This window comes from Bradyrhizobium sp. OAE829 (assembly GCF_040546575.1).
Classification (GTDB): Bacteria; Pseudomonadota; Alphaproteobacteria; order Rhizobiales; family Xanthobacteraceae; genus Bradyrhizobium.
The window spans coordinates 8,158,410-8,170,950 of the sequence record NZ_JBEPOE010000001.1; the positions used below are offsets into that span (position 1 = coordinate 8,158,410).

Genomic DNA, 12,541 nt, shown 5'->3' on the forward strand with positions numbered 1-12,541 from the left:
CCGATGGCCGGTCCCAAGGAGCAACCCTTACCGCCCGATGTCATCGGTCGCGATGACGCGATCGAGGTGCTGCGCGCCTTCGTGGTCGATGGCGGGCTCTCGATCGCGTTCCAGCGGGCGTTCGAGGAGCCGGATATGTGGGGCCTGCTGCTGGTCGATATCGCGCGCCATGCGGCGAGGGCCTATGCGCGCGAAAGCGGCCACACCGAGGACGAGGCGCTGGCGCGTATCGTCGAAATGTTCGAAGCCGAGATAAATCGGCCGACTGACGTGGGTAACACCACGTTGCGGTCGCAACAGGGTCACTGACAATGCCGATCAACATTTTGATGCCCGCGCTGTCGCCGACGATGGAAAAGGGCAACCTTGCCAAGTGGCTCAAGAAAGAGGGCGACAAGGTCAAGTCCGGCGACGTGATCGCTGAGATCGAGACCGACAAGGCGACGATGGAAGTCGAAGCCGTCGACGAGGGCACGATCGCCAGGATCCTGGTGCCTGAAGGCACGCAGGACGTTCCCGTCAATGACATCATCGCGGTCCTGGCCGGGGATGGCGAGGACGTGAAGGCGGCGGGAGCCGCGCCAACACCGGCTGCAAAAGCTGCACCCGCGCCCGCCGCAGCACCTGCCGCGCCGGCGCCTGCTGCCGCCGCGCCTGCGCCGAAGCCTGCCGCAGCCGGGCCGACGCAGGCTGCCGCGCCGCAGGCGGCGGCTTCCGCCCCGCAAGCCGCAACTCCTCAAGCCAATGGCCACGCCCGCGTGTTCTCGTCACCGCTTGCCCGGCGCCTCGCCAAGGAAGCCGGCATCGAACTCGGGCGCATCAACGGCTCGGGCCCGCACGGCCGCATCGTCGCGCGCGACGTCGAAGGAGCCAAATCCGGCAAGGGCCTCAAGGCGCCAGCGGCTGCGCCTGGCGTCGCTCCGAGCATCGCGCCCGCGATGTCGGACAAGCAGATCCTCGCGCTGTTCGAGGAAGGCTCCTACCAAATCGTGCCGCATGACGGCATGCGCCGTACCATTGCCCAGCGCCTGACCGCGGCCACGCAGAGCATTCCGACCTTTTACCTCACCATCGACTGCGACATCGGACGGCTGCTCGAGGCGCGCGAGCAGATCAATGCGGCTGCTCCCAAGGACAAGGAGAAGAAGCCGCTCTACAAGCTCTCGGTCAACGACTTCGTCATCAAGGCACTCGCCGTCGCGCTCCAGCAGGTGCCGGACTGCAATGTCAGCTGGACCGAAGCCGGCATGGTCAAGCACGAGCATTCCGACGTCGGTGTCGCCGTGGCAATGCCCGGCGGCCTGATCACGCCGATCATCCGCAATGCGGAGAGCAAGTCGCTGTCGACCATTTCGAACGAGATGAAGGACCTCGCAGCCCGCGCGCGGACGCGAAAACTCAAGCCCCAGGAATATCAGGGCGGTACGTCGTCCGTTTCCAACCTCGGCATGTTCGGCATCAGTCATTTCACGGCCGTGATCAATCCGCCGCAGTCGACGATCCTCGCGGTCGGCGCCAGCGAAGAGCGGGCGGTGGTGCGCAACGGCAAGATCGAGGCCGCGCACGTGATGAGCGCGACACTGTCCTGCGACCACCGCGCCATCGACGGCGCGCTCGGCGCCGAGTTGATCGGCGCCTTCAGGCGGCTGATCGAAAACCCCGTCATGATGATGGTGTGACAGCTGTCATTGCGAGCGTAGCGAAACAATCCATTTCACCGCCGGAAACATGGATTGCTTCGTCGCAAGTGCTCCTCGCAATGACGGAAGCGAATAGTCCGGTTGAATGATGAGAATGAGCGCATGGCCGACACCTCCTTTGACGTCATCATCATCGGCTCCGGCCCCGGCGGCTACGTCACCGCGATCCGCGCGGCGCAGCTCGGCTTCAAGACCGCGATCGTCGAGAAATCATACCTCGGCGGCATCTGCCTGAACTGGGGCTGCATCCCGACCAAGGCGCTCTTACGTTCGGCGGAAATCTACCACTACATGCAGCACGCCAAGGATTACGGGCTGTCGGCGGAAAAAGTGTCCTACGACCCGAAGGCGGTGGTGCAGCGCTCGCGCGGGGTCTCGAAGCGCCTCAATGACGGCGTCGGTTTCCTGATGAAGAAGAACGAGGTTTCGATCATCTGGGGCGACGCCTCGATCGACGCGCCGGGCAAGGTCACGGTGAAGAAATCCGCGGTCGAGGCCCCGAAGGGTACCTTGGGTGAGGGCGCCTATCAGGCCAAGCACATCATCCTTGCCACCGGCGCGCGGCCGCGCGTGCTGCCGGGGCTTGAGCCCGACAAGAAGCTGGTCTGGACCTATTTCGAGGCGATGGTGCCGGACAAGATGCCGAAGTCGCTGCTGGTGGTCGGCTCCGGCGCGATCGGCATGGAGTTCGCTTCGTTCTTCCGCACCATGGGCTCCGAAGTGACTGTCGTCGAAGTGCTGCCGCAGATCCTGCCGGTGGAAGACGCCGAAATATCGAAGTTCGCCCACAAGGCGTTCGAGAAGCAGGGCATCAAGCTCCTCACCAATACCAAAGTGACGAAACTTGAGAAGAAGAGCGACAGCGTCATCGCCACCATCGACGACGGCAAGGGCAAGACGCAGAGCATCGAGGTCGACCGGGTGATCTCAGCCGTCGGCGTCGTCGGCAATATCGAAAACCTCGGGCTGGAAAAACTCGGCGTCAAAACCGATCGCGGCTGCGTGGTGATCGACGGTTACGGCAAGACCAACGTTCCCGGCATCTACGCCATCGGCGACGTCGCCGGCCCCCCGATGCTGGCGCACAAGGCCGAGCATGAGGGCGTGGTCTGCATCGAGGCGATCAAGGGCCTGCATCCGCACGCCATGGACAAGAACCTCATTCCCGGCTGCACCTATTGCCATCCGCAGGTCGCCTCGGTCGGCCTCACCGAGGCCAAGGCGAAAGAGGGCGGCCGCGAAATCCGCATCGGGCGTTTCCCGTTCGTCGGCAACGGCAAGGCGATCGCGCTCGGCGAGGACCAGGGCCTGGTCAAGGTGATCTTCGACAAGAAGACCGGCCAATTGCTCGGCGCTCACATGATCGGCGCCGAGGTCACCGAACTGATCCAGGGCTACGTCGTGGCGATGAATCTGGAGACGACGGAAGAAGAGCTGATGCACACCATCTTCCCGCATCCGACGCTGTCTGAAATGATGAAGGAAGCGGTGCTCGATGCCTATGGCCGCGTATTGAACATGTAGAACGCTATGTGCATCAAAACGCTCGAGAGCCCTGACGGCAATGAGCGCGTGCTGATTTCGCAGCGATCGGACGGCCGTTATACCTTCCGGATGCAATGGCGTTCCGCAGCCTTAGCTGTTTTGCGAGCTTCGAATGCGCCACACCCCGACGGTCCAATCGGAGATTCGTCAAATACAGACGAGGTAGAAGAAGGGTGGGGACGGCCAGGCCCCGATTGCGGAATTTATGACTCAGCAGATACGGCCGAGACCGAGGCACGACAGCGTGTGCCGTGGCTCAATCGCCAATTTCACTGAAGCATGAGAAGAATTCAGCCGAAAAACAAGAAAGAACAAGCCCGTGAAAGACAACGACAACCTGACCATCGAACGTCCGACGTTCGTGACCCATCTCGAATGCGCGATGGAGGGCGATCATTATCCCGCCGACCAGATCCACAATCTCTCCAAGGCGAACAAGCCGCTGCTGGTGCGCTACGATCTTGCTGGCGTGAAGAAGGCGCTGACCAAGGAAGCGCTGGCGCAGCGGCCGGCGGACATGTGGCGCTACCGCGAGATGCTCCCGGTGCGCAAGGTCAGCGATATCGTCAGCCTCGGCGAGGTGACGACGCCGCTGATCCGGCTGCCGAAGCTCGGCAAGAAGCTCGGCGGCGGCGAGATCATCGTCAAGGATGAGGGCCGTCTCCCCACGGGTTCGTTCAAGGCCCGCGGCCTCGTGATGGCGGTGTCGATGGGCAAGGCGCTCGGCATCAAGCACATGGCGATGCCGACCAACGGCAATGCCGGCGCGGCGCTCGCCGCCTACGCCACCTCCAGCGGCATCAAGACCACGATCTTCTGCCCCGCCGATACGCCGGAAGTGAATGTCAGCGAGATCGAACTGCAGGGCGCGACGGTTTACCGCGTCAACGGCCTGATCGATGACTGCGGCAAGATCGTCGGTGAAGGCAAGGCCAAGGCGGGCTGGTTCGACACATCGACCCTGAAGGAGCCGTACCGGATCGAAGGCAAGAAGACGATGGGGCTGGAGCTCGCCGAGCAGCTCGGCTGGGAGGTGCCCGACGTGATCTTCTATCCGACCGGCGGCGGCACCGGCCTGATTGGGATGTGGAAGGCGTTTGCCGAGCTCGAGGCCATCGGCTTCATAGGTTCAAAACGTCCGCGGATGGTGGCGGTGCAGGCCTCGGGCTGTGCGCCGATGGTGCGCGCCTTCGAGAACGGCACCGAGCACGCGCCGCGCTGGGAGGATGCCCACACTATCGCGTCCGGCATTCGCGTGCCGCAGGCGGTCGGAGATTTTCTGATCCTGCGCGCGGTCCGCGAGAGCAAGGGTTTCGCCATTGCGGTCGATGACGAGAAGATTTCTGCTGCACTCAATGAAGTCGCGCGCGAGGAAGGCTTTTTGTTGTGTCCGGAGGGTGCTGCGACCTATGCTGCCTACCAGCAAAGCCTTGCCGACGGCCGCGTCACGAAAAATGATCGCGTGATGCTGTTCAATTGTGCGACAGGGCTTAAGTATCCGTTGCCGCCGGTCACGCGCACGCTCGATCGTCATCAGCCGATCGACTACGCGCAATTCTGATTATCGCGCGGCGCCATTTTTGATGGGAGCCTTATGATGCGAAGATTATTTCTGGCGGCACTTGCAATATTGGCGTTCGGCGGCGCCGCGGTCGCGCAGAATTTTCCTTCGCGTCCCATCACCATCATCGTGCCGTTCTCCGCCGGCGGCCCGTCGGACGTGATGGCGCGAATCCTGGCCGAGCGCATGAAGACGACGCTCGGCGAGGTCGTCCAGATCGAGAATGTCACCGGCGCCGCCGGATCGATCGGCGTCGGCCGCGCAGTGCGGTCACCGCCGGACGGCTACACGATCAGCTTCGGCCATCTCGGCACCCACGTGGCCAATGGTGCGATCTACAACAAGCTCGGCTACGACCTCGTCACCGATCTCGAGCCGGTGGTGCTGCTGCCGAGCAACACGATGATCGTCGTCAGCAAGAACGCGGTGCCGGCTAAATCGCTGGGCGAATTGCTGGCGTGGCTGAAGGCGAGGCCCGAGCCGGCGGCGACCGGCACCGCCGGCGCCGGATCGGGCAGTCACATCGCCGGGCTCTATTTCGAGAACGTCACCGGCATCAAGCTGCAATATGTGCCGTATCGCGGCACCGGGCCGGCCATGAACGATCTCGTGGCCGGACAGATCGATATGATCGTCGATCAGCTCTCCAATTCGATCAACCAGGTACGCGCCGGAAACATCCGCGGCTATGCCGTCACCGATACCAAGCGCTCGGAATCCGCCTCCGACATCCCGACCGCAGAAGAGGCGGGCCTGGGCGGATTTCACATGACGCTGTGGTCGGGCCTGTGGGTGCCGAAGGGTACGCCGAAGGAAATCGTCACCAGGCTGAACGCCGCCGCTGTCGAGGCGCTGAACGATCCGTCGGTACGCAAACAGCTCGAAAACCTCGGCCTGCAGATGACGCCGAAGGACAAGCTGACGCCCGAAGCGCTTGGTGAGTGGCAGAAGGCGGAAATCCAAAAGTGGTGGCCGATGATCAAGGCCGCGAATGTGAAGGTGGATTAAGGCTTGCTGTCGTCCCGGCGAACGCCGGGACCCATACGCCGCGGCCCATCGGTGGAGACACTGGCGTTAGCACCTTTCGCAAAATGATCGCCGCGGCGTATGAGTCCCCCGATGCGCAATTGCGCATCTGTGCTCAAGGCCGGGACGACGGTCATCGTTTTATTGCGCCGGAGATAGCGGCGCCGCATTGCTCTCCTGCGTCGCGACGCGCTCGCCGCTCTTCGTCGCCATCGCCGTGCCGCTGTCGAAGCGGACGCGGTAGACCGCCAGATTCTCGATCACGCGCTGGACATAGTTTCGCGTCTCGGAAAACGGAATGCGCTCGACCCAGTCGACCGGATCGACCTTGGGATCGCGCGGGTCGCCATACGCCTTGATCCAGTCCCGGACCCGGCCACGACCGGCGTTGTAGCCGGCGAAGGTCATGATGTGCGAGCCCTTGTATTCGCTGAGCAGCGCGCTGAGCTCGCCGGCGCCCATTTGGGTGTTGTAGACGGGATCGGAAACCATCCGGTCCCAATCATATTTGACGCCAAAGCGCTTGGCGGTGTCGCGTCCGGCCTCCGGGGTGATCTGCATCAGTCCGACCGCGTTGGCGTGAGACTTGTCGCGCTGGTCGAACGCGCTCTCGGTGCGCGCCACCGAATAGATCATGCCGTGCTCGATCTCGGGCGCGATCTGCTTGTGCGGCGGAATGCCGATGGTCGGGAACGCGTAATGGTCGAGCGCCAGCCCGCGGCCGAGCGAGGGTTTTCCGATCTGCAACATCGCGCGGGCATCGTTGCGGCGGCCGGTGAGTTCGCCGAGCGCTTCGAGCACGGTGACGTCGGAGCTCTGTTCGCCGAGATCGGTGACGAAATAGAGCACGACGTCGCGCTCGCCGATTTCGTACAGCATGTCGGCGGCGCGAACGCGTTCGTCGATGCTCGAAGCGTCGGCCGAGGCGAGAGCCGGCGAGGGCGGGCGCAATTCGATCTTGTCGCGGCCAAGTTTTGCGTGCGCGAGCTGACCGTAATAGGCGGTCGGGTAGCGTGCGGCTGCTTCATAGCTTGCGCGCATCATGTCGTTGTTGCCAAGGGTTTCGGCGGCCCGCCCGCGCCAGTAATTCGCCCGCGACAGCACGGTGGGATTGGCCTGGCCCTCGTCGATGCGGGCGAAATGCTCGCGTGCGCTAATGGGTTCATCGAGATAGCGCAGGGCGATCCAGCCGCACATGAAGTGGTAGTCGGACCGGTAGTACTCGTTGGCCGCCAGCGCCGCGGGCTGGATGACCTGGTAGGCGGTCAGGAATTTGCCTTCGTCGAGCAGCTTGCGGGCGAGCGAGCGCCGCTCGCGCCACCATTGATCGGTGTCCTGCAGCGCCATCGTCTCAGGCCGCGCCGCCAGCATCAGGCGGGCCGCGTCGTCGATGCGCTTCTCGGCGAGCATCCACTGGATCCGGCACAGCGTGTAGCCAAGATCGGCGCGCGCCTCGACCGGGACGTCGTCGAGCGCATCCTTGGCCTTGTTCGATTTGCCCCTGACCGCGGCACAGGCCTTTACGATCGCCAGGTCGTCGTCGCCGAGGAGTTTTGCGGCACGCTTCGCGCCTGCGAGATCCTTGGCGCCGATGCGCTTGTCCATGCGCGCGCGGTGGTCGTCGCGGGTGAGCAGGTCGCGGAACAGCTCCAGCACGTCGGGTTCGACGCGCTCCGACAATTCGTCCGACCGCCACGCGTCGCGCACCAGCCGGCCCGCGCCGTCGCGATCGCCTTCACTGAGCTTGACGCGCGCGAGCGCCAGTTTGCCCCTGGCGCTGATCGGCACCTCACCCGTGAAGCCGCGAACCTTGGCGCCGTCGGCGCGCTCCTGCCACAGCCGCGCTTCGGCCCGCCGGCGCAGCTGCGCCGCGCTCGGCCATTCCGGATTGGCGGCGATGAAGGCGGCATAGCGGCCGAAATTCGCCGTGGTCTCGGAGTGGCGCAGGATGAACCATTCGACGAGCTTCTGGGCGGCCGGATCGGCGATCCTGTTGCGCGTCGCGGTCGCCTCGTCGGTCTTGGCCTTGCGCGCGAGATTGATCGCTTCCTTCACCAGCGCAAGATCGCCGGTCAGTGCCGGAGCTGCCTCTTTGGTTTCATTGGGAGCAAGGGCGTCCTTTGCACGCTTTGACTTCTTCTTCGCATCGGCATGTTTCGCGTTCTTCGCAAGTTTCGCGTGGCGGCGCTTTTCGACCGCGGCGTTGCGTTGCGGACCGGCATCCTTTTTCGCGTCGAGCGTTTTCTTTGCATCGTGCGGCTTCTTCGCATCGTGCGTTTTTTTGGCGGGTTGCTGTTTGGGATTGGTCCGCGCCGTCGCCTCGGGCGCGAACAGGGCGAGCGCTGTTGCGGCGAGAAGACAGGACAGTGAGCGCAAGCAACGGTTCATTCCATGGTGCTCCCCATGAGTCACAAACCAAGAGTCACAAACCAAGAATCGCACGTCGCGTGCGGCCCGAGCCGTCCGAGAGGTAGCATGAGATCGATTAATCAATTGTCGCATCGGTGCAACAGCGCGCGGGAAACCGCGCGCCAAATGGAACCCGAAGATCGCTGGAATCCAGCAGCGCGGCTGACCTATTTGGGCGTCTGCAGTTCGTGCGAGGAGGCCCATTCGTCCGCTTGGGACGGGGCCTTCAGGTCGTCGGGCCGCTTCAAAGCCGCAAGGCGGAACAGGCCACCGACCACGATTGCCGCGAGGACAATGGCGGCGACGGAGAGCGCCAGGAGCGAGGTCCACATGGCAGCACACCAATCTTGCTGCCCCACGAATAAAACCGGATGGGGCCGGGTGGTGTTCCCGGAACCAGAACAAGCCGCCGTGATTTGGAACCAACATTTCCTTGGGAACTTGGTTTAGTCCATCGGGCGATTACCGCTGATTTGCGTCCGATGCGGAATGGCGGCCCCAGCCATTTAGCCCCCTCCCACTGGGGCCGCTTCCTTTACCGGCTTTCGCTCCCCAAAGCAGAAGATGCGGCCGCCCCGGAACGAATGACACTTGTGTCGGTTAGCGGACTCTCGGGGTAAGCTCAGATGAGCAAGCAAAGCGAAGATCTCAGAGAACAGGCCCGACGAGCAGGCCGCCTCGCGCTGACGATCAGCGACCTTGAGGCCTCCGTGAAATTGAAAGACTTGTCCAAACAGTACGACGCCGACGCCGAGAGGCTGGAGAAGATCGACCGCTCGGCGTCCGGCACGACGCGTGGTGACCTTCAAGGATGAGATCATCTCCGGTTCAGGGGCGTCCCATGTACCCTTGGCGGTTTGGCGAATTCGACAATGTGATGGACGACGCGCTCAACATCGCGATGGACTATCTCATTCGCACGGAGCAGGCCGTCGAATTCCGGGAGACGCAGGCCGTGGCCGCAAACGCCATCGCGGACGCCTGGCGCGCAGGTGTGCGCAGTCGCATGCGGCTTACCAACGTGGCGATAAGGGCGGTCGAACAAAACCGCGATACATCGGGAAATCCTTAAGCCAGCACGATCGTGGCCAGGCGAGGGCCGGTTGAACAATAACGGCTTTCCGGGATTGGGTAATCCAGGAGGCCGCCATGATGAACTTCATTGCTCTTGTTGTGGAAGACGACCCGTTGCAGCGGGCGTATTTGGCTGACCTGCTGAAGGAGCAAGGCCTCGAAGTGGTCGAGTGCGCGAGCGCGGAGGCTGCCGAACTCGTGCTGGTTGCGACCGGCACTGAACTGCGGGCGCTGGTGACGGACGTAAATCTCGCGGGCGAAATGTCCGGCGTCGCGCTGGCGCAGTACGCCAAACGCAAGTTCCCCCTTTTGAACGTGGTGATGGTGTCCGGACGCGGCCCACCTTACATTCCGCAGGATACGCGCTTCCTGATGAAACCCTATCTGCCGGACGAGCTACTCGATGCCGTCCTGAACTAGATCGGCTCCCGCCGCCTTGAGGGACGGCCCTTCAGATATTTGAGGCCTTCAACGGCCAGCGTGCGTTCATCGAAGCGCTTGCCTTCGAGAAATCTGGCGACTTCGTCCCTGGCCTGCCGTTCCTGCTCCGAAGTGAGATTGACCATCATTCCGTAGGTCTTCATCACGCGGTCAATGGCCGTTTGCATGGCACTCTCCAATACGCCCCAGAAAGGGAACCTCCGATTGGAACAAAAGTTCCCCAGTGCAATTACCGTGCAACAGGAGTCAGAAGATGGATCGGGTGACGCGGTGTTTGGGCTGCGGAAAAAGAATGGTCCGCACCTCCGGCTTGAGCGGCAGGGTCGAACTGAAATGCGTGTTCTGCGATAAACTTGATCCGCTGAGGATGGAGGCGGCCAAATGGGCCGATGGCCCGCTCGCCACGGGGATCGCGGGCGATCGCCTTTCGGGCGAGACCGAGCTTCACAAATTGTGATCAGATGTGGCGTGCCGGATGATCCGGCCTGCGCTGAACATTCGAAAGTTCATTACCACGCGTGGCGCTGTGCCATATCGCGCTGACGGCAGGTGATGTGCGACAAATCAACCCGACGGGCAAATCAATTCTGATTTACGGAAATTGTGTCAAGTAGAAAAATTCCGTAAATCAAAAATATTTCTGTTGTCAGCCGACCCAAATCAGTGCGCATCTTTGGCCATCCCGTCCTACTCAGAAGGGCGTCGGCCGTCGTCACGGACGTTGGACGGGTTGCGGTGGACGCTGATTTACGCCGAGACGATGGCGTGGATAAGCGTACGGCAAAACCGTGTGGTCCTGGCGCCCGTTGCCGGCGTCAAGCCGTCGGCTAAGCGTGAGCTGAACCGGCGGTGACGGAGTCAACCAAGAACTCGTCTCCGGGGAGATCACGGCATAAGCCGTAAAGCCATTGCGCAGGGAAGGCCGGGTGTTCTCCGCTGCCCTGTATGCTCGTGTGCAGCCTACTTAGTGCAAACCGCACACGGGACCGCGGGTGCAGCGCGCACCCGGTCTTCCCTGCGCCCTCTGTTTTCGAGGGCAAGGAAATTTCCAGCAAAGCTCGGGCGCAATGCGTCGCGAGATCGCTAACCCATATTCGGTGTCATCGCCCGGCCTTGACCGGGCGACCCAGTATCCCAGAGACGCCAATGATTGAACCGAGAGGCTGCGGCGTACTGGATCCCCGCCTGCACGGGGATGACAGCATTGTGCGGAGCCGCTCCGTCGCCGTCATTGCGAGCGCAGCGAAGCAATCTGTCGTTCCGCGGGAAGAAAGAGTGGATTGCTTCGTCGCTATCGCTCCTCGCAATGACGTTACTCATTGGGTCTGGAAATATTACGCCGAGCTCGCATATCCGACGTCGGACTTCGTCGAAGGAAACGCGCATGAATTTACAGGCCGACTTCACCAGCCAGGAGTTCTTTCGCGATCCCGCCGCCGCGATCGAGAAGCTGCGCACCACCGGGCCTGTGGTGGAAGTGCACTTTCCGATCATCGGCAAGGTGTGGGCCACGACCACGCAAGCGCTTGCCGATCAGGTGCTCAAGGATACCGGGACCTTCACCATCCGCCGCGACGATGGCAATGTCGCCGGGCTGCAATGGTGGATGCCGGGCATCGTGCGCACGCTCGCCAACAGTATGCTGTCGATGGACGAGCCCGATCACAAGCGGTTGCGCGACATCGTCGATGAAGCGTTCCGCCGCCGTGCCGTGCTCGACATGGAGCCGCATATCCAGGCGATCGGCGACCAGCTTGCCGATGAACTGTTCGCCGATGGCAGTCCGGCTGATCTCGTCGAACGTTTTGCGCGCCGGCTGCCGCTGTCGGTGATCTGCGAACTGCTCGGGCTGCCGCTCGCCGACCGCGCCAAATTCACTGCCTGGGCCAGCGGCTTTACCCGCTTCACCGGTGCGCTCGGCTTCCTCGGCATGATGCCGAAGATTTTTGCCATGCGACGCTATGTCGAGCAGCATCTCGAAACCGTTCGCCGGCAAGGCGGGCAGGGGTTGATCGCCGAGATCGTGCGCGTCGAAAAGGACGGCGGGAAGATCAGCCGTGAGGAGATCGTGTCGATGGTGTTCCTGCTGCTGTTCGCCGGCCACGAGACCACGACGCATCTGATCAGCGGATCGGCGTTCGAGCTTCTGAAGAATCCCGGATTGCGCGACTGGCTGCGTGGGGACGAAAGCCGGCTCGATCTGGCGGTCGAGGAATTTCTGCGCTTCATCACGCCGGTGCAATTCACCAAGCCGCGCTATGTGCGCCGGAATGTCGATCTTGGCGGCGTGCAGGTGAGGAAGGGCGAAAAGGTCATGGCGATGCTCGCCGCCGCCAACATGGACCCGCAAGCCAATCCGCATCCCGAGCGGCTCGACCTGCAGCGCAGACCCAACCGGCACATCGCGTTCGGCACCGGAATCCATTTTTGCCTCGGCCATCAGCTGGCGCGGATCGAAGGTCGATGCGCGCTCAAATCGCTGTTCCGGCGCTGGCCCGAGCTGACGCTGGCGGTCGATCCATCCGAAATCAAATGGCGCAAGCGGCCCGGCCTGCGCGCGATCGATCGGCTGCCGGTGGTGGCGATCAGGCAAACAAGCGGCCCGGGTGGCGCCAAACAAGGGTAGCGAGAATTTTGCTCCACAGCCTGTGCGGGTTGTGCCGTCGATCGTTGCCCACTTGCCACGATTGTTGCGTGGCCGCAACAGTTCCTGAACATTTAACCGTCAAAGCAGCCAGCTATTGCCTGCGCCGCTATTTAGCCACACCCCTGCATGAAATCATGC

Annotated in this window: 13 protein-coding genes; 10 read left to right on the top strand and 3 right to left on the bottom strand. The window is 62.6% G+C overall.

The window, feature by feature from the left end:
* Window positions 1–3 precede the first annotated feature (3 nt).
* The 5 genes from ABIE49_RS38685 (at window position 4) to ABIE49_RS38705 (ending at window position 5,814) form a co-directional block, all read left to right on the top strand.
* Window positions 4–309: a DUF5076 domain-containing protein gene (locus tag ABIE49_RS38685; RefSeq protein ID WP_192739539.1), complete on the top strand. Its 306-nt coding sequence runs from the start codon at window positions 4–6 to the stop codon at window positions 307–309.
* Window positions 310–311: 2 nt separating this feature from the next.
* Window positions 312–1,679, top strand: coding sequence for a pyruvate dehydrogenase complex dihydrolipoamide acetyltransferase (locus ABIE49_RS38690; protein WP_192739538.1), 1,368 nt, complete (start codon window positions 312–314; stop codon window positions 1,677–1,679).
* Window positions 1,680–1,802: 123 nt separating this feature from the next.
* Complete coding sequence (lpdA, locus tag ABIE49_RS38695; protein ID WP_192739537.1) at window positions 1,803–3,224, top strand: dihydrolipoyl dehydrogenase; 1,422 nt, start codon at window positions 1,803–1,805, stop codon at window positions 3,222–3,224.
* A 340-nt stretch (window positions 3,225–3,564) separates the two neighbouring features.
* A complete protein-coding gene (locus ABIE49_RS38700; RefSeq protein WP_192739536.1) occupies window positions 3,565–4,806 on the top strand; it encodes a threonine synthase in 1,242 nt (413 codons plus the stop codon).
* 36 nt (window positions 4,807–4,842) lie between these two features.
* Window positions 4,843–5,814, top strand: coding sequence for a tripartite tricarboxylate transporter substrate binding protein BugD (locus ABIE49_RS38705; protein ID WP_192739535.1), 972 nt, complete (start codon window positions 4,843–4,845; stop codon window positions 5,812–5,814).
* 159 nt (window positions 5,815–5,973) lie between these two features.
* Here the strand turns inward: ABIE49_RS38705 and ABIE49_RS38710 are convergent, their stop codons facing one another.
* Window positions 5,974–8,220, bottom strand: a complete 2,247-nt coding sequence (locus ABIE49_RS38710; RefSeq protein WP_192739534.1) for a lytic transglycosylase domain-containing protein — start codon at window positions 8,218–8,220, stop codon at window positions 5,974–5,976.
* A gap of 188 nt (window positions 8,221–8,408) precedes the next feature.
* Window positions 8,409–8,573: a hypothetical protein gene (locus tag ABIE49_RS38715; RefSeq protein ID WP_192739533.1), complete on the bottom strand. Its 165-nt coding sequence runs from the start codon at window positions 8,571–8,573 to the stop codon at window positions 8,409–8,411.
* Between the two features lie 294 nt (window positions 8,574–8,867).
* On the opposite strand from ABIE49_RS38715, the gene ABIE49_RS38720 reads away from it, so the two are divergent.
* The 3 genes from ABIE49_RS38720 (at window position 8,868) to ABIE49_RS38730 (ending at window position 9,735) form a co-directional block, all read left to right on the top strand.
* Window positions 8,868–9,056, top strand: a complete 189-nt coding sequence (locus tag ABIE49_RS38720; protein ID WP_192739532.1) for a hypothetical protein — start codon at window positions 8,868–8,870, stop codon at window positions 9,054–9,056.
* A gap of 62 nt (window positions 9,057–9,118) precedes the next feature.
* Window positions 9,119–9,313, top strand: a complete 195-nt coding sequence (locus tag ABIE49_RS38725; RefSeq protein WP_192739531.1) for a hypothetical protein — start codon at window positions 9,119–9,121, stop codon at window positions 9,311–9,313.
* 77 nt (window positions 9,314–9,390) lie between these two features.
* Window positions 9,391–9,735: a response regulator gene (locus ABIE49_RS38730; RefSeq protein WP_192739530.1), complete on the top strand. Its 345-nt coding sequence runs from the start codon at window positions 9,391–9,393 to the stop codon at window positions 9,733–9,735.
* Here ABIE49_RS38730 and ABIE49_RS38735 read toward each other — a convergent pair.
* A complete protein-coding gene (locus tag ABIE49_RS38735; protein ID WP_192739529.1) occupies window positions 9,732–9,923 on the bottom strand; it encodes a hypothetical protein in 192 nt (63 codons plus the stop codon). The two genes, ABIE49_RS38730 and ABIE49_RS38735, sit on opposite strands and share 4 nt — an antisense overlap.
* 125 nt (window positions 9,924–10,048) lie before the next feature.
* Between ABIE49_RS38735 and ABIE49_RS38740 the strand changes: the two genes are divergently transcribed.
* Complete coding sequence (locus ABIE49_RS38740) at window positions 10,049–10,213, top strand: hypothetical protein (protein WP_192739528.1); 165 nt, start codon at window positions 10,049–10,051, stop codon at window positions 10,211–10,213.
* 927 nt (window positions 10,214–11,140) lie between these two features.
* Window positions 11,141–12,382 (top strand): cytochrome P450, encoded by a 1,242-nt coding sequence (locus ABIE49_RS38745; RefSeq protein ID WP_192739527.1) that lies wholly within the window; start codon window positions 11,141–11,143, stop codon window positions 12,380–12,382.
* Window positions 12,383–12,541 lie beyond the last annotated feature (159 nt).